Annotated in this window: 16 protein-coding genes; 7 read left to right on the forward strand and 9 right to left on the reverse strand. The window is 39.1% G+C overall.

What is annotated here, in order from left to right; translation table 11 throughout:
• Positions 1-141: 141 nt before the first annotated feature.
• The 3 genes from BV902_RS14210 to BV902_RS14220 all read right to left on the reverse strand — a co-directional run bounded on the left by BV902_RS14210 (position 142) and on the right by BV902_RS14220 (position 6168).
• Positions 142-1293: an efflux RND transporter periplasmic adaptor subunit gene (locus BV902_RS14210; protein WP_075992511.1), complete on the reverse strand. Its 1152-nt coding sequence runs from the start codon at positions 1291-1293 to the stop codon at positions 142-144.
• A complete protein-coding gene (locus tag BV902_RS14215; RefSeq protein WP_075992512.1) occupies positions 1286-5683 on the reverse strand; it encodes a CusA/CzcA family heavy metal efflux RND transporter in 4398 nt (1465 codons plus the stop codon). Before BV902_RS14215 ends, BV902_RS14210 begins: the two co-directional genes overlap by 8 nt.
• 107 nt (positions 5684-5790) lie before the next feature.
• Entirely contained in the window at positions 5791-6168 is a 378-nt protein-coding gene (locus tag BV902_RS14220) for a hypothetical protein (RefSeq protein ID WP_157626074.1), read from the reverse strand.
• A gap of 598 nt (positions 6169-6766) precedes the next feature.
• Here BV902_RS14220 and BV902_RS14225 point away from each other — a divergent pair.
• Positions 6767-7240 carry a hypothetical protein gene (locus BV902_RS14225; protein ID WP_075992514.1) on the forward strand — a complete coding sequence of 158 codons (474 nt, stop codon included), beginning with the start codon at positions 6767-6769 and terminating at the stop codon, positions 7238-7240.
• A gap of 12 nt (positions 7241-7252) precedes the next feature.
• Here BV902_RS14225 and BV902_RS14230 read toward each other — a convergent pair whose 3' ends face one another.
• Positions 7253-7786 (reverse strand): O-acetyl-ADP-ribose deacetylase, encoded by a 534-nt coding sequence (locus BV902_RS14230; protein WP_075992515.1) that lies wholly within the window; start codon positions 7784-7786, stop codon positions 7253-7255.
• 274 nt (positions 7787-8060) lie between these two features.
• Between BV902_RS14230 and BV902_RS14235 the strand changes: the two genes are divergently transcribed.
• A complete protein-coding gene (locus BV902_RS14235; RefSeq protein ID WP_237241631.1) occupies positions 8061-8453 on the forward strand; it encodes a DoxX family protein in 393 nt (130 codons plus the stop codon).
• A gap of 76 nt (positions 8454-8529) precedes the next feature.
• Here BV902_RS14235 and BV902_RS14240 read toward each other — a convergent pair whose 3' ends face one another.
• Positions 8530-9588 (reverse strand): metallophosphoesterase, encoded by a 1059-nt coding sequence (locus BV902_RS14240; RefSeq protein ID WP_237241632.1) that lies wholly within the window; start codon positions 9586-9588, stop codon positions 8530-8532.
• A gap of 471 nt (positions 9589-10059) precedes the next feature.
• Between BV902_RS14240 and BV902_RS14245 the strand changes: the two genes are divergently transcribed.
• The gene (locus BV902_RS14245) at positions 10060-10413 is read left to right on the forward strand and encodes a winged helix-turn-helix transcriptional regulator (protein WP_075992518.1); all 354 of its coding nucleotides are present in this window, start codon (positions 10060-10062) and stop codon (positions 10411-10413) included.
• Between the two features lie 77 nt (positions 10414-10490).
• Here BV902_RS14245 and BV902_RS14250 read toward each other — a convergent pair whose 3' ends face one another.
• Together BV902_RS14250 and BV902_RS14255 are read right to left on the reverse strand one after the other, a co-directional pair.
• The gene (locus tag BV902_RS14250; RefSeq protein ID WP_075992519.1) at positions 10491-11345 is read right to left on the reverse strand and encodes a hypothetical protein; all 855 of its coding nucleotides are present in this window, start codon (positions 11343-11345) and stop codon (positions 10491-10493) included.
• Positions 11346-11388: 43 nt separating this feature from the next.
• On the reverse strand, positions 11389-11682 hold the full coding sequence (locus BV902_RS14255; protein WP_075992520.1) for a hypothetical protein: 294 nt from the start codon (positions 11680-11682) through the stop codon (positions 11389-11391).
• Positions 11683-11904: 222 nt separating this feature from the next.
• On the opposite strand from BV902_RS14255, the gene BV902_RS14260 reads away from it, so the two are divergent.
• Positions 11905-12216, forward strand: coding sequence for a hypothetical protein (locus BV902_RS14260; protein WP_083663615.1), 312 nt, complete (start codon positions 11905-11907; stop codon positions 12214-12216).
• A gap of 485 nt (positions 12217-12701) precedes the next feature.
• Here the strand turns inward: BV902_RS14260 and BV902_RS14265 are convergent, their stop codons facing one another.
• A complete protein-coding gene (locus BV902_RS14265; RefSeq protein ID WP_075992521.1) occupies positions 12702-13883 on the reverse strand; it encodes a glycosyltransferase in 1182 nt (393 codons plus the stop codon).
• 502 nt (positions 13884-14385) lie between these two features.
• Between BV902_RS14265 and BV902_RS14270 the strand changes: the two genes are divergently transcribed.
• From BV902_RS14270 to BV902_RS14280, 3 genes are all read left to right on the forward strand, one after another.
• Entirely contained in the window at positions 14386-14868 is a 483-nt protein-coding gene (locus tag BV902_RS14270; RefSeq protein WP_075992522.1) for a GNAT family N-acetyltransferase, read from the forward strand.
• Positions 14869-14984: 116 nt separating this feature from the next.
• On the forward strand, positions 14985-15770 hold the full coding sequence (xth, locus tag BV902_RS14275; RefSeq protein ID WP_075992523.1) for an exodeoxyribonuclease III: 786 nt from the start codon (positions 14985-14987) through the stop codon (positions 15768-15770).
• Positions 15763-16230 carry an NUDIX domain-containing protein gene (locus BV902_RS14280; RefSeq protein WP_075992524.1) on the forward strand — a complete coding sequence of 156 codons (468 nt, stop codon included), beginning with the start codon at positions 15763-15765 and terminating at the stop codon, positions 16228-16230. The genes xth and BV902_RS14280 overlap by 8 nt, the downstream gene beginning before the upstream one ends.
• A 34-nt stretch (positions 16231-16264) precedes the next feature.
• On the opposite strand, the gene BV902_RS14285 is transcribed toward BV902_RS14280, so the two are convergent.
• Positions 16265-16675 carry a DUF6157 family protein gene (locus tag BV902_RS14285; protein ID WP_075992525.1) on the reverse strand — a complete coding sequence of 137 codons (411 nt, stop codon included), beginning with the start codon at positions 16673-16675 and terminating at the stop codon, positions 16265-16267.
• Positions 16676-16695 lie beyond the last annotated feature (20 nt).

Raw genomic sequence — 16695 nt, forward strand, 5'->3', positions numbered from 1 at the left:
ATAAATCTGAGTTTGCGTACTTTAACTAAAGCAGTTTAGATGGATGATCGGCTTATCCGAAATTAAAAGCCGCATTTATTGTTCTTAAAAGAACGATAAATGGCGGCTATCACTTAAATGATTTATTCGATACGTATGATTTTACTCTTCCTTATTCTGTGCTTTCATTAGTAACGCGAAAGCATTTTTTAGTGCTAATTGTGTGTTCGGTTGAATGTTATCGGCCTGAATCTGCTGTTTTCCGTTCTCTTGGATACCTAATTTTACCTCATTCATTTGAAATGAACCAGCGCTATGTTGTACAAATACAAAATATTTATTTTGCCAACGTACGATAGCCTCTTCTGGTACAACCATTGCCTTGGTGTTATTGATATGAAGATCGGCATTCATGAACATCCCAGGGGTCAAAATAGCATCGGATTTTTGAAAACGGCATAGCACTTCGGCCATTCTATTTTCATCAAAAGTGCGGTTGACAAGAAAGACTGCGGCCGGAATTTTTCGAGCGACTTCCGTATTGGCATATGCAGAAACGGTATTTCCTATCTTGACTTTAGCCAGATCTTTTTCGAACAGCTGTAGGGAAAGATACATGTCTGATGGATTAACAATCTCAAATAGGATATCTGTGGGAGCAGTATATTTTCCAACACTGACATTCACTTTGGTGATAAAACCATTGGTTGGAGACAATATAGGTACGTCTTTTTTGATACTTGTCGTCGTTAGTTTCTTCGGCTCGATTCCGATAAGACGCAATTTTTCCGCCAATGAGTGAATTAGGATACGCTCACGATCCATATCTGCTTTGGCCTGCTGGAACACCTTGTCGCTGCTTGCCTTGCTTTGATTGAGCTCGTATTGTCTTTTATATTCTGTTTCGGCGAGCACATAATTTGTCTGTGCAGTCAAATAGTCCTGTTGGAGCTGGATAAACTGCATATCTTCGATAGTTGCCAATACCTGACCTTTTCGCACAGGTTTTCCAGGGAGCATAGTCGTCGATTTAATATAGCCACCAATGGGAAAACTTAGGCTCACAGTGCTTTCCGGCGCAACAGCGACATGGCCCTGTAATGTAATTTTGCCACTGACATTTTCGATTGTAGGGGGTCCGATTACAATACCGGCTGCTGCAATCTGTTTGGGTTCAAGTTGAACACTTTGCGCTGCAAGTGCAGAATCTGCTACGGGCGCTGGCTTGTTGTTTTCGGTGTTTTCTCCTTGAGCACAGGCAACGAAGGAAAAAAGGATCAAACTGTATGCTGTGTTTTTTAACGATTTATTCATTGTATAACTTACTTAATTGGATGGCTGCTTGATTGTAACTGTTTAATGTATTGATGTATTCGCTTTGTATGGCAATGGCTTGGTTGACAAGAATGACCCATTGTAGGTAGTCTATTTCGCCATTGACGAATTGCTTGTCGGCTGTTACAAAAATTGTATCTGCATGCTTTAATCCACGATCTTCATAATATTTTAGTACTTCTTTATACTTCTCAACCTGCTCGATGGCATTGTTTGATTCTGTCTTCAATTCACTTTTTACGTATTCAAGTTCTTTCAATTGACCTTTCCATGCGAGTTTTGCCGCGTTTATTCGATTGGACTGCGCTCCAAAAAATAGGGGTACACTGATGCCGGCGCTGAAGTAGCTCAAACGGTCGGACGAACGATACAATACCTCCTGACCACGGAAGGTTTGTACCCCCTGCAACGTTTGACTATTATATCCTATTGTAATTTCAGGAAGCAGCTTTGAACGCTCCAGTTGCCATTGAGCATGCGCTGTCTGTGTCTGAAGTTGCGCAATCTTATAGGCCGGAAGTGCTTCAGCCTGACTGGATAAGTCCGGGTGAATCGACATAACTTCTTGATATTTAATTGTGTCGGAGGCTGGGATGTAACGAATGCTGTCCTGCAATAAGAAATTGAATCTGTTCAGGGTGATGTTCAGATCTTTTTGAAGCAGCTTTAATTGATTATTGATTTCTTGACGCTGTGTTTGGGCTGCGGTTTGCTCCAGGATATTTGCCGCGCCAACTTCAAAGCGTTTGCTTGTCTTTGCTTCAAAAATACGATACAGACTATCTGCGCGTAACAAGAGCTCCTTTCGTTTGCCCATTGCCAGATAATCGAAATACAGGCTCTTAACGGCGGTTCGAATCTCCAGGAGATTAAACTTGGTAGATTCATGCGCCAATGAGAGCTCGTTTTTTAAGACTGCTGTCTGTTTTTTATAAACAGCAGGAAAACTAACCGTTTGGCTGATACCGATGCGATTATCGGTATACGCACTATTCACATGACCGTAATCGCCTGAAATAGCTAATTTAGAAGGGTCGAATCCGGTTTTGGCCAATTTTTCCTTAGCTTGTTCATTGATCCTGAGCTGTTGGATACGCGGACTATTATGCTCTGCCCGCTGTATGGCCTGCGCTAAAGATATATGCTGTGTGCTGTTGATCGTCTGTGCCGAAATCTTACCCTCCTGAAAAAAGGAACAAGACAAGAGAACCAAAAGGACTATTTTGGTTACAGCCGAATTTGGTTTGCTAAGGGCTTTGTCTGATTTATTAAACAACAGATATAATGCGGGCAAAACAAAGAGGGTTAGAAATGTTGCTGAGATTAAACCGCCAATAACAACTGTTGCCAGTGGACGTTGTACTTCAGCACCTGCACCATTGCTCAATGCCATTGGTAAGAATCCCAAGGACGCCACGGCGGCGGTCATCAGTACCGGTCGGAGACGATTGCGAGTGCCCATCATGATCAGTTCCTGCATGTCGGTAATAATCCCTTCCTTTTTAATACGGTTAAACTCCGAGATCAAGACAATGCCATTTAAAACGGCAACACCAAATAGCGCAATGAAACCAATGCCTGCCGAGATACTAAAGGGCATCCCCCGAAGTGCCAGGGCAAAAACACCTCCAATCGCCGACAGGGGAATTGCAGTGTAGATCAAGGCGCCATCTTTTAACGACGAAAATGCAAAGTAAAGCATACCAAAAATTAATAGCAGGGCAATGGGCACAGCAATGCTCAAGCGGGCCTTGGCCTGTTGCAGATTTTCAAATGTACCACCATAAGTCAATGTGTAGCCTGTATCCATTTTAAGCTGCGCAGCAACCTTTTGCTGCAGTTCCTCCACGATGCTTTGCACATCACGCCCCCTGACATTGAAGCCCAAGATAATACGGCGCCGCGCATTTTCTCGCTGGATCTGATTAGGGCCCTCCACTTCATCAATATCTGCAATCTGGCTAAGTGGAATCTGTATCCCTTTGGCGGTCGTTACCTGTAGATTCCTGACATCTTCAATATTACGGCGACCTTCATTACCTACGCGCACAACAAGATCGAAGCTTTTTTCACCTTCATAGATCTTGCCTGCGGAAGCTCCTGCAAAAGCCGAATTAACAGTACGATTGATGGAAGCGATATCGAGACCATATTTTGCAATCTCATCCCGGTTGTAGTCTATGACAATCTGGGGCATTCCCGTGACTGATTCGATGTACCAGTCTGCAGTTCCTTTTACTGTTTTGGCAATATCGCCCAATTGCTGCGCATAGTTTGCCAATTTATCGAGGTCTTCTCCATAAATCTTGCACACGACATCTTGTTTTGCGCCCGTCATTAATTCATTAAAACGCATTTGAACAGGGAATTGAAAGCCTGTCGTTATCCCGGGCATAACTTCCTGTGCTGTTGCCGACATTTTACCAGCCAGCTCCACAAATGATTTAGCATTTTTCCATTCCGACTTTGGTTTTAAGACAATGATCATATCACCTCCTTCAATAGGCATTGGATCTGTTGGTATTTCTGCGCTTCCGATCCGCGACACGATTTTTTCAACTTCAGAATAACGATTTTTTAAGGCTTCTGAAACCCGATCAATTGCATTTATCGTTGTCGATAGATTGGTACCAACGAGCAGCCTTGTCTCTACAGCAAAGTCACCTTCCTCCAATTGGGGTATAAATTCACCGCCCATTTTTGAAAATACAACGATTGAAATAGCGAAAAGTGCAATTGTGATGGCAACGAGTATTTTACGGATAGCAAGTGCACCAGTGAGTGCATTCTGATAACCCCGCTCGAGACGGGTCATAATCCGATCCGAAATATTGGGTTTATGATTGAGCTTCTTGCTCACCACAAGTGAGCTTATCATTGGTACATAGGTCAAAGATAGAATGAAAGCGCCTAGAATAGCGAATGCTACCGTTTGAGCCATCGGTTTAAACATTTTCCCTTCGATTCCAGTAAGCGAAAGAATGGGCAAGTAGACGATCAAGATAATAATTTGTCCAAAAACTGCGGCATTCATCATTCTGGAAGCTGAAGAAGTCACTTCCTGGTCCATTTCCTGTTGGGATAAACTGTCGATGCCCTTATATTTTTTTGAAAAATGAATATGGTGCAGGATGGCTTCAACAATGATAACAGCCCCATCGACAATTAAACCAAAGTCCAGTGCTCCTAAACTCATTAGGTTGCCACTGACGCCAAATGTGTTCATCATGCTGATGGCAAAGAGTAGGGATAGCGGGATGACCGAAGCAACAATTAAACCTGCCCTCAGATTACCTAGGAACAGCACAAGAACCAGTATGACAATGAGAGCTCCTTCCAAGAGATTGTGTTCTACGGTTCCAATGGCGTTGTTTACCATTTTCGTGCGGTCGAGGAAGGGCTCAATAAGGACTCCTTTGGGAAGTGTTTTCTGAATTTGATCGACTTTATCTTTGACGATTTTGATCACATCCGAAGAGTTTCCACCTTTGAGCATCATGACAATACCACCGCAGACCTCGCCTTGTCCTGCCATAGTCAGTGCGCCATAACGAATCGCTGAGCCCAACCTGACTTCGGCAACGTGATGGATGAGGATCGGTACGCCACCATTATCTTTGACCACAATTTTATTGATGTCGGCTATGGATTTTGTCAAGCCAACACTTCGGATATATAATACTGCGGGGCCTTTTTCGATATAAGCTCCGCCTGTATTCTGGTTGTTGTTTTCGAGTGCCGTAAAGATATCGATTATACTGATATTCAAGGCTTTCAGCTTGGATGGGTTTACTGCAACCTCATATTGTTTGAGTTCTCCACCAAATGTAGCAACATCTGCAACTCCGGGAGTTCCGAGAAGTTGACGGCGTACAGTCCAGTCCTGAATGGTGCGCAAGTCTGCCAGCGAATAGGTCTGTTCATAACCTTTTTGAGGTTTGAGGACATATTGGTAGATTTCACCAAGTCCTGTAGTGACGGGAGCGAGTGTAGGAGTACTTGCATTTTTGTTTATTTCAATTTGTGCGAGACGCTCTGTGACTTGCTGTCTCGCCCAGTAGATATCGGTGCCATCTTCAAATACGATGGTTATTAAAGATAGACCGAACCGCGACATACTTCGACTTTCCTTGATTTCGGGAACATTGCTGACAGCCAATTCCACGGGAAAGGTGATAAGGCGCTCAACGTCTTCGGCACCAAGAGAGGGTGCGGTCGTGATAACTTGAACTTGATTGTTCGTAATATCTGGTACGGCATCGATAGGCAACTTGGTCAATTGGTAGATGCCATAGCCGACCCATACCAATATAAACAGACCAATTGCCAGTTTGTTTCGAACTGAGAATTGTATTATTCTATTAAGCATTTTAGTAAAATCTAAATTATAAGAAATCGTGCAAACCTCATTTTGGGACAAAAAAAGACCTGCAACTTGAAAAATCAGGTTGTTTTAACATGCTGATTTAATATAAATTAGACTTGAGGCGGGCGGAATAATGCGGAAATATATGATCGGGAATAATTATTCGGTTTAGGCAAACCAAAAGCACTATCCACTGCGACTTGATGCGGCCTAACATAATGAATCTTATAGTTGGATACAAAGACAAATGAAAATGCTGTTAAATCGTATTTTTTGAAGGGCAGTTTCATGTCTTCCTGCTCATCGTTGTCAGGCAGATCCTGGCCCCAATAATGCATGGAAAGAAATTCCACAAAGGTTATGGGCGGACCTATCTCATTATGGATTGTAAAATGCTGATACAGCTTGGGCAGTTTCGCCAGCTGGGACAGCATCGTTGATTCTCCAATGACCAAAAATAGAAATATGTAAAGAAAAAATCTTTTCACCGTTGTAAAAATACAGTTGTTCAATCAATTTCGCAACAAAACTATCACTTATTATGCAGATCGATCGGGGAAGGAGAGCGTTCTTTGAAACGATGTCATAGTGAGCTGATTTCGGATGGCCGAGTATAATTCTAGGTGAGCCAATCGGGCACTGTTTTACTGCTTTGTGCGTTTTTGTCGCTTTATTGTAATCGTTTGTGCATTATAGTATTTAAATGACCGTCGAACAATATTCAAGCTGTGTTTGGGTATTGTTCAATATGACGTAATGGGGGGAGACATCTTCATGACAGCTTCTTGCAAAAAAAGGTTACCCAGATATTTGATAACCAATGTTTTAAACAGATACTGGTAGGGTGTTTATTTTTTTAAATATCGTGAATTCTAATGACTTATAAAGAAATTTTAAAAAGATGGCCATATTTGTTTGTTTACCTCCTTTTTGTTCTGACTAATTTGTATCTTAATAAACTGTATAGCCATCCGCAATCTCATGTTCTAAGGCCTTAAATTGGGGTATTAACTTGTTGGTCATATTGGCTTCTAAACTTTGTCAAAGGAATATTGCTGCAGTTTAAAAATAAGGAGAAAATACGAAATGAAAAAAATTATCGTCATTGCTGTCTACTGTGTTGTGTTGTTTATGTCGTGTAACAATAGGGATGAAGATGGGGGAAATGATGAGGTTGCTGAAATATCTCAAAGCGGAATAGCCTCGGTCGTAAAATCATACTTTCTCTATCATGAAATAAGAAATGTAGACTATGCTATCTATATCAATGACGTATTGGCAGGACAATCTCATGAAAATGATGGTATTCCGGGGCCCTATAAGTTGAACCAGTATATAACTTCATCAGGAAAGCAAATTGTGAAAATGATCATATCTGCCAACAGTCGAGAAAGAGAGATCACTCCAGAAATATTGGGAGAAATCAGTAAGAACACAGGTATATATTTGCTTTTAAATAAAGATTTCGAGAATATTAAGGAGCTCAAAAAACTGCAATTTCCGCACATCGAAAAGTCTGTTCCTTCCTATGAATGTATATGGGAATTTGAAACTGACTAGGATAATTTTCCCCTAGGCTTGCATTACTAGTTGATTGATCAGCCGGAAGTTATCATCGTCAAAACATACTATTTTGACTTGCGTAAGTGTTGTATCCGCCATCAGAAACTGCGTAATGACGCGGATGGATATTTGAGCAGCTAGTTCTTTCGGGAATCTGTAAATCCCTGTACTGATATTGGGAAAGGCAATCGAATGGCAACCATTTTTTACAGCTAATCTGAGCGCATTATAATAACAGCTTTCTAATTTTTCAATTTCGTGATTTTTCCCTCCATTCCACACAGGGCCAACTGTATGAATTACATATTTAGCGGCTAGCTTGCCTGCAGTTGTAATGACGGCTTCGCCGACCTTGCAGCCTCCTTGTTTAGCCACAATGTTACGGCATCCTTCCAGAATTTCCGGCCCACCGGCGCGATGAATAGCGCCATCTGCACCTCCACCTCCAAGTAACGACGTGTTGGCAGCATTTACAATAACATCGACTGCAATTTTTGTTATATCGCCCTTTACTACGGTTATTTTATCGGTATTATGTGACATAAGATTAATCTTAATTCAAAGATATGAAAAATAAAATAGCAGGTCTAATCACTGTATTAGGGGGATAGCCATTGAAGTTAATGTCTCAGGTAAAAAAATATTGTGTAGTTAAATAGCTACACTTATATTTATAGTCAAATAACTACATAACAAGGAGCGGTCGGTAATAGAACTAGCTTATTTTAGGAAATAAGAAGAAGACCCAGTGTTGAAGATAGGAGAGGTGACTATTAACGTGAAGTAATTAACAGTATAATAAGTAAATCATAGTATTATGAAAAGAAATAGGATAATTTATTGGATAGCGACCGTATGGTTGGCTGTAGGATTATTGTCAACTGCTATCATACAGATTTTTAAAATTCAAACGGAAGGAGCAGGTGGGATACAAAATGTTACTCATTTGGGATATCCTAGTTATATACTTCCTTTACTTGGGATCTGGAAGCTTTTAGCCGTGGTTGCCTTGCTTTGGCCTAAAAGGCCTCTCTGGAAAGAATGGGCATATGCGGGTATTTTCTTTACCGCTACTAGTGCTTTGTATTCACATATTGCATCGGGAGATTCTTTCGCTTTAATGGCTCCGGCACTATTATATATTATTCTAATTGCTACTTCTTGGTATTTCAGACCAGCCGATAGGAAATTTGATTTGAAATCGTGTTGAAACCTGTGATGAATTTAATGAGTTAACCGAAAATATACACTGTATTATGGATTCATCAGTGACAGTATTTAATGCTTTAACCTTTACTCTTTAGATGAAATATGGTGATTTCCGGTATTATCCCAACTCGGCTTGGATAATCCAGATAACCGAATCCAACATTTACGTACAGTGCCTGATGCTTTTCACGGTATAGGCCGGCCCATTCACGGTAAGCATATTTCACTGGACTCCACTGATAATTCGGGCTATTATAGCCGAATTGTCCCCCATGTGTGTGTCCACTGAAAGTGACGTCGATTGTGGGATATTTGGGTATGATCTCCGCGCGCCAATGGGAGGGATCGTGTGAAAGCATTAAGTTGATGGGCGAAGATTTATCTACTTTAGACATGGCCAAATCGATATTCCCATAATTTTTGGGATTATTTGTTCCCCAATTTTCGACGCCTATAATGGTAATCTTTTCGTTATTCAGTATCAGTTCTTTCGATTCATTGAGAAGTAGTTGCCAGCCTAGTTTTTGATGAATGGATTTGAGATTTGAAAGATTTTTTTCCTTGGTCAAGTTCATTTGATCAAAGAAATGATATCTGTTAAAATGATAATCTCCATAATCGTGGTTTCCAAGTATAGAGAATGTGCCTAATGGGGCCTTCACTTTATCAAATATGGATAAATAGTCCTCCATTTCGGCAGCAAAATCATTGACTAGATCCCCTGTAAAAAAGACGATGTCAGGCTTCTGTGCTAACAAGAGGTCGATCCCTTTTTTTACAGCAGTTGAATTAAATAGACTACCTGCATGTATATCGGAAATTTGCGCTATAGTAATTCCTTCAAATGATTTCGGTAACTTAGGTAAGATTAAATCGAGGTGGTTGACCTGATATTTATACAAATTGAAGGCAAATCCACGTGTAAGTGCAAGAATGGGAACACTGGCTAGCAGAAGACCGCTTTTGACTATAAAATCTGATCTTTTTATAGGCGGTAAATTTCCAGCCTGTTTCGGCGAAGATTTAGTTTTTTTAAAACGTCTGTTAATTATTTTGAACGTATATACAATAGTATCAATACCGATAAAGAAAAGACAGATTATCTTACCAAATAGCAACGAAAGCGTAAAAAACACGAAACAGGCAGATTCAAAACTAGTCCATTTAAAAAATAAATTAAGAAATATGCACAGATAGGAAAGTATACTGACAGACCACCAGACTATGTTTAGTAGCTTTGGATTGAATTTCCAAATTGACAATGTCCGAATTCTTAAGAAGATTAATAGATCTAAAAAAATGAATAGCATTAAAATTTTTAGATAAGCATAGAACTGTTGGAGCATATTCGAAGTTTAACTAATTTGGACCAGGCATATCTGGAATAAATAATTGGATTACAAAACCTAAAATAGGTGTTTTTTTCCGTAATCATAATTTCATTGTTAAATTATTTTCATAGTAAAGACTATTACGCTTTAGAGCCTATAACCTCCTCTTGTTTTGTGTCATATTATTGACGAATGTGGTGTTACAGATGTAGGGTAGAAGTTTTAAATTTGGCCCTATTTGCAACGGATTGTACGCTATTAAAGAAATTTTAAATCATGGGAAAACGAAAAGAAAATTCGACAAATAGGATTAATGAACAGTATATTATTGAATGTGATTTAGCATATGCTATATGCAAAATCGGCGGCCGATGGAAGCTGCTGATACTTGCTAAATTGCAGCATGGAAAGTTGCGGTTTGGTGAAATTAAACAATTGATTACAGGGATTACCGATCGCATGCTCACCTTGCAGCTCAAAGAATTGGAAAAGCAAGGACTTGTTAAAAGGATTGCGTATGCAGAAGTGCCCCCCCGAGTGGAATATCAATTGACTGAGATTGCGGCAGAACTTATCCCTATTTGGTGTCAGTTGGAAAAATGGGGCGCCAAGCATAAAATGATAACGTAACGGCAACGTTGTTTCCTGTAATTTTTTATCAATACCTAAATCAAAAAAGATTAGTGTGGGCGCAATGGAAATTTACACTATGATTGTCTCTTAAAGATTTTTATTTCAGAAAATCGACCTTGTTTTAGATCCCAGGTATATTCGAAGGCAATGGAATAGCCTAAAGATCTAATTTTCCACACCTGGTCTTTTTCATGGCCAACTATATAGTGTAAGAACCCTGACATTGCATTTTTTCCAATTTCGTCAATATCTTGATTAAAAGGGATAATGCCATTTGAAAATGAAAATAGCTGCTGTGCAGCTTCGTCGGGTTGAAGTATATTACTTTTTAATGTTTGTTCTACCATTAAATTTTCATCAGGAGATAGTTTTAGTTCCTGCCAATTTGCACCTAAATCGTTTCCCTTCCCAGTTTCTTTAAGTATTTCATTTTGAACTTTAATGAAACGAGACTGATTTTTTAGGTAAAAAACCGATAATCGCTTATCAATAATATCTTGCCATTCTTGAGGACTGACTTCCTGTATACCTGTTAATGAATAGCTGTTCCAGCGTATTTCGTCCATTTCTTGGTAGAGTTTCTCTAATTCATTGGCTGACTTCTGAATTACGAACGGGAACTGAAGTTGTAAATATTCCGCTTTATTGGGCAGCGTATATTCCGAATGATCGATAACCATAGTTTGTAGATTCAGGTTAAACCTAAGCATATAAAGCCTATTTACTAACCAAATTTGCCAAATATCCTCTTTTAATTGTTTAGCGAACACTTGATTTCCAAAGGTATAAGCTATTGTGGCTTCGTTTGTTCCTGTATTCGATTGCTGATAAATCACAGGTTGAATAATTCCACTGATAAGTCTGGCTATTTCAAGCGGACGATAACATTGCAATAATGTCACAGTTGTGAATTGTGGATTTTCAAGCATTTTTGACAATTCTTTGGAAGGATTTCCATCAAACCTAATTGCGTTAAGGACAGCTGGGGGAGGCTGTTATCTTTTGAAAATACTTTTTGCGCAGTTGTGTTAAACTACTGTGCACTCTATGGGCATAATCAAAAATTGGATCGAACAATGCAAATTGTTGTTCAGTCGTTAGCGTGGAATCCGATAACTTACTTTCTATTTCACTAATAAATTTAAAAAATTCCTTTTGAGTTTTTTGCTTCTGATCCTTTAGTTCGCGGTCAATAATCTGAGAACTACAAGTGACCGCCATCAATAAGAAAAGAACTGTTGACAGCGTTATTTTTAAAGATATCATGTGTTGATAGTTTTTATCTTAATGTTAGTCTGCAAAGATCGCTTTTTTATTTAACATGCATACCATATATATGTTTATGATTACTTAAAGTTCGCTATGATAATGAATGTAAATTAATTTATTTAAAACGATTTTAGGTTGTATGTTGTTCGGTTTCTAGAGCGATTTGGACAGCGTAATTTAGCCACATTCGTATCAGGTCAGGGAAAAAGTTAAGCTATTATGGACAATAAAAATAAGGAACAAATGACAACAGCATATTTGCAAATTGTGTTAAAAGCGAATTCTTCCAATAGAGGAGAATTGGGGAGTACTTATAATAAATTTAAAGATTTATTTCCGGAGCAAATAAAGGGAGCTAAAACACAAGAGTTACTCATCAGCGATGAGGACATACAGCTATTATATGGATTTGATACCTTTGAACATGCAGCGGCCTTTTTGTCAACAGAATTATATAACAATATCATCCTCCCCGCATTAAAACCATTAATGAGCAATAATCCTGAGATCAAAATATACAATGTGGCTTAAAGAAGATTTAACTTACATGTAATAGACGGAAATTATCCATGTTTTAATATAGGATGAAAATAGAGTTTCTAAAATTATTAGTACACGAGGTCGCGAAACATATTAGATGATGAAAACAGAATTGCTGCTGCTGAAAGTGTAACTGTAGGATTCTCACAATTGGCCTTTTCACATGGAGGCAGCAGGTTAAGTTTTGGTCGCTTATATGTAAATTGCTCACCGGCACAGGAGTGTAACCACCGAAAAAGTCGAACTTCGATCAGGTAATAAAATGGAGGGTGCCCAGGCTATCTATGCATGATAGCCATTCAAAACGTTAAATGAGCTATTAAAGCTAGATAGATAGTCCCAAAATTTAGGCCATTCTTTTTTAGAATCGAATATTCGATGTAGCGTAGCGAGGGTGAAAAAATCAATTTGTTAATGGAAGGGTTGTCCATGTTAATCTCTGTCCAAGAATTTAGGCTTTGGACAACCCCCTAACTTTATGCCTCTCTTTTTAAATCAAAAGATACATATTTTTCATAATCAACTAAAGATCTCACCGGAGTTGTTACACGCTGTAAAAGCTCCATATACATTTTTGCCACGTTCTTCCATACCGTTTGTTCTCCATAGCTGCGTGCTTTGAAACGATGCCATGCGAGTAAACGATGCGATCTACATAATAGATTGATGTTGTCACGCATGCTTTCTATGTCATTAAAAGGGGTAAGGATGCCTCGTTCATCTTTTAATAAATCTTTGGCATGCCAGTACGGTGTGGAGATAACTGCAGCGCCGGCACCAACAGCAAAAGATAAGGTTCCACTACTGATCTGCTGTTCGTGAGGGTATGGAGATAGATAAATGTCACATGCGGTCAAATACTCCTTTAGTTCATCATCCGTTAAGAATTTATCAATAAAAACCACTTTATCGTCTAAACCGAGTTGACTAACCAAATTTTGCAATTCGTAACGGTAAGATTCGCCTTCATGAGCAAGCACATTGGGATGTGTTTTTCCAACGATCAAATATTTGAATCCTGGGAGATCAATACCCGACAAGGATTTGATGGCGTATTCCAGACCCTTGCTTCTTCCGATTAGACCAAAGGTCATCATCACAAAGTTCTCCTGCAGGTTCAATCTGTATTTGGCCAATCCCTGATTATAGTCAAATTGTGGCACGCCATGTGGTATAACCTTAATCTTATCAGCATGCGCCGAATTGAATTGCTCCTTTAACAATTCTACTCCTTTTGGCGATAGACTCACAACAACCTGAGACTTTTCTAAAAGTAACTCGATAATTTCTCGCTGCTGTAAGGATGGGGTTTGCAGAATAGTATGAAATACGGTTAACAATGGTACATTAAGGTTGTTGGCGATTTGCGTGATGAAAATACCGTCAACACCACCAAATATTCCAAATTCATGTTGAATAATACAATAGTCGTATTCCTCATTAATGATACGGGCGGCTTGATGATAGCTGTCGAGTTGGTCCTTAAAGATGATAAAACGCACAGATTCGTCAAAATCCTCTAAACCCAGTTTAGATAAAGCGATTATGTCTATTTGGACATGAGGATCAAGCTCCATGCCTTGTTTGAGATCTTTGGTAAAAGTTGCCAACCCACATTCTTGAGGCGGACAAGTGCTAATGATTGCTATTTTTTTCATATAACTTAACCCTCCTTTGTTGTATTTTGTTCTTCTTTAACAGGAAGGTCCAAAATAGCCATTAGCAATAAATAATAGCCTTTCTCTAGGTTTAATTTTTTCGCTTTTTCATTAATATTTTCCATATCCGTATGCTATTTGAGTGTAACTTCTTTTGATCTAAGTGAATCAAAATTTATACCTAAAGATTGTTTATCATGCTTTAACCGTAGTTTTTGAATAGAAATAGCGTAAGATTTTATGGAATTTCCAAAAAATACAGATCAGTTACGTATTTATAGCGTAGCAGAGTTAGAATTATGCTCTTATCATTTAAATAATTCTATAAATCAGATGCAAATTTTAGAAATACTGTTTTGTTGATACAAGTTTTTTTACGAATTCAACTTTTTATACATTTGATCAGCTATAATGTTAACTTACACTGCTGTTCGTGGAAAAGATTCGTATCGTGTACAGCGCTGGACCATGGTCTGAATTAAATTTATCATATATTAGTAATATGATAAACATCAGAAAGGTTAAACCAGAGGACAATCTAATATTAGCAACGATTATACGGGGTGTTTTTGAAGAGTTGAAGGCTCCGCGCTTGGGAACAGTTTATTCAGACCCTACTACAGATAATCTTTTTGAGCTATTCCAAGAGATGAAATCTTGTTTGTGGGTCGCTGAGGTAGGTACTGAAATTGTAGGTTGTTGCGGTATTTTTCCGACTGTTGGACTTCCTGAAGGTTGTATTGAACTCGTAAAATTCTATTTGTCAGCTAAAGCAAGGGGCAAAGGTATCGGCCGGGAATTAATGGATAGATCAATAAATTCAGCCAAGGAACTCGGTTATTCCAGCATATACCTCGAGAGCTTACCGGCTTTTAGCGATGCAATTAATATGTATAAAAAACAAGGATTTGAGACACTCCCCGCACCAATGGGCGAATCGGGACATCCCGGTTGTGATGTCTGGATGGTGAAAGAAATAATATAAGGTGATATTTTGTCTCTTATTACCATGTTAAAATTTAATAAATAAATTTTTCTGAGCAGTTCTCAAACAATTGAAAAGCTTCTTTGGTTGTCTATTTTAGTTAGAAGGACAATTTCATGAAAATAGCCACCTATAATATTAATGGCATCAACGCACGTCTTCCCGTGTTGTTACGTTGGTTAGCGGAAGAATCACCTGATGTCGTATGTCTGCAGGAGTTGAAATCTCCGCAGGAACGTTTTCCATTGAAAGAAATTAATGACATCGGATATCATGCGGTCTGGCATGGTCAGAAAAGTTGGAATGGGGTTGCGGTACTTTCCAAATACGACATCGAAGAAGTAGCTAGAGCTCTTCCAGGCGATCCCGAAGATGTACAAAGCCGTTATTTGGAGGTTATGATCCAGCAAGTCGTGATTTGCTGTCTTTATCTGCCCAATGGCAACCCATTTCCGGGACCCAAATTTGACTATAAGTTGACGTGGATCGAGCGCTTAGCAAAGCGGGCTAAAACGCTGCTTAGTATGGATGTTCCAGCGATACTCATTGGGGATTTTAATATTATTCCAACAGAAATGGATACGTATAAACCTGAAAAATATGTCAACGATGCATTGTTTAGAAAGGAGGTGAAGGATGCTTTCAGTCGGCTTCTTGAAGAGGGCTGGCAGGATTCTATTCGTCAGCTTTTTCCAGATCAGCAGGTTTATACGTTCTGGGATTACTTTCGCCAAGCTTACAATCGAAATGCTGGTTTACGTATCGACCATATCTTATTGAGCCCTTCAATTCAGGATCGTTTGATTGAAGGCGGAATTGATCGCGATGTGCGCGGATGGGAGAAGAGTAGCGATCATGCGCCTACGTGGATTCGATTACGAAATATCAGCACGAATGGCTAAGAAGATAAATACCAGTGCGGGATTGTTATTGTATAAATTTCAGGCGTTGGAAATTTATTTTTTCTTAGTACATCCTGGAGGACCCTATTTTACTAAAAAAGATGAAGGCTCGTGGACAATCCCTAAAGGGGAAATCGATTTGAATGAAGATGAACTTGATGCGGCCAAAAGAGAGTTTATTGAAGAGACAGGCTATCTTCCCTGTGGAAATTTTATTGCGCTAAATGCTATTCAACAAAAAGGAGGCAAAATAGTTAAGTGCTGGGCAATTGAAGGAGATATAGATCCTGCTAGACTTGTTAGCAATACCTTTGACATCGAATGGCCACCTAAATCAGGAAAAATGCAAACTTATCCTGAAATAGATCGTGGCGATTGGTTTACATTTACGGAGGCCAGGAAGAAAATAAACGAACGACAAATTTCTTTTCTGGAGCAAGTTATTGCTCATGGGAAGTGATCGCTTATTTCAACACAAGTTTATTGTGCAAGCGCTACCTAGCGGATTTCATTGCTTTAACTTTTGTTGTATTATCATCCGATACAAATTGTTGGTATATAGCTGTTTCCATTCCGTATAAGGCGACCTTGCCTTCACTATTGCTATGAATCCCATACCCATATGTCTTTGTAAGAGGGGAGGCGCGCAGGCAAGCTTGTCCTCTAGAGAAAAAAACTGTTCTAGCTTCGGAATACTCATCTGGCGTTAGGTCCCTTCTTTCCGCATAGACTTGGAAAATAATGTCGTCAGATGTATACTGATAAGGCGCTGCAGCGATTAATTCATATTGTCTTTCAGCTATGGTTTTATGGCGTTTTGATGGTGGAATAGTACCCTTAACTACTTTGGTATCTGTAGCAGCTTCAATTAAAGTATTGAAGTAATTTGTCGAATGGGTTTTCATAATTTTTATTTTTCTTTAAT

The sequence above is a fragment of the Sphingobacterium sp. B29 genome (assembly GCF_001952815.1).
In the GTDB taxonomy this organism is placed as follows: Bacteria; Bacteroidota; Bacteroidia; order Sphingobacteriales; family Sphingobacteriaceae; genus Sphingobacterium; species Sphingobacterium siyangense.

What these genes read in the sequence shown, in the direction of transcription:
- BV902_RS14250 (WP_075992519.1), bottom strand. Translation starts at nt 11,345, where the DNA reads ATGCTTGAAAATCCACAATTCACAACTGTGACATTATTGCAATGTTAT.
- BV902_RS14260 (WP_083663615.1), top strand. Translation starts at nt 11,905, where the DNA reads ATGGACAATAAAAATAAGGAACAAATGACAACAGCATATTTGCAAATT.
- BV902_RS14280 (WP_075992524.1), top strand. Translation starts at nt 15,763, where the DNA reads ATGGCTAAGAAGATAAATACCAGTGCGGGATTGTTATTGTATAAATTT.
- BV902_RS14285 (WP_075992525.1), bottom strand. Translation starts at nt 16,675, where the DNA reads ATGAAAACCCATTCGACAAATTACTTCAATACTTTAATTGAAGCTGCT.
- BV902_RS14225 (WP_075992514.1), top strand. Translation starts at nt 6,767, where the DNA reads ATGAAAAAAATTATCGTCATTGCTGTCTACTGTGTTGTGTTGTTTATG.
- BV902_RS14265 (WP_075992521.1), bottom strand. Translation starts at nt 13,883, where the DNA reads ATGAAAAAAATAGCAATCATTAGCACTTGTCCGCCTCAAGAATGTGGG.
- BV902_RS14210 (WP_075992511.1), bottom strand. Translation starts at nt 1,293, where the DNA reads ATGAATAAATCGTTAAAAAACACAGCATACAGTTTGATCCTTTTTTCC.
- BV902_RS14235 (WP_237241631.1), top strand. Translation starts at nt 8,061, where the DNA reads ATGAAAAGAAATAGGATAATTTATTGGATAGCGACCGTATGGTTGGCT.
- BV902_RS14270 (WP_075992522.1), top strand. Translation starts at nt 14,386, where the DNA reads ATGATAAACATCAGAAAGGTTAAACCAGAGGACAATCTAATATTAGCA.
- BV902_RS14245 (WP_075992518.1), top strand. Translation starts at nt 10,060, where the DNA reads ATGGGAAAACGAAAAGAAAATTCGACAAATAGGATTAATGAACAGTAT.
- BV902_RS14215 (WP_075992512.1), bottom strand. Translation starts at nt 5,683, where the DNA reads ATGCTTAATAGAATAATACAATTCTCAGTTCGAAACAAACTGGCAATT.
- BV902_RS14230 (WP_075992515.1), bottom strand. Translation starts at nt 7,786, where the DNA reads ATGTCACATAATACCGATAAAATAACCGTAGTAAAGGGCGATATAACA.
- BV902_RS14255 (WP_075992520.1), bottom strand. Translation starts at nt 11,682, where the DNA reads ATGATATCTTTAAAAATAACGCTGTCAACAGTTCTTTTCTTATTGATG.
- xth (WP_075992523.1), top strand. Translation starts at nt 14,985, where the DNA reads ATGAAAATAGCCACCTATAATATTAATGGCATCAACGCACGTCTTCCC.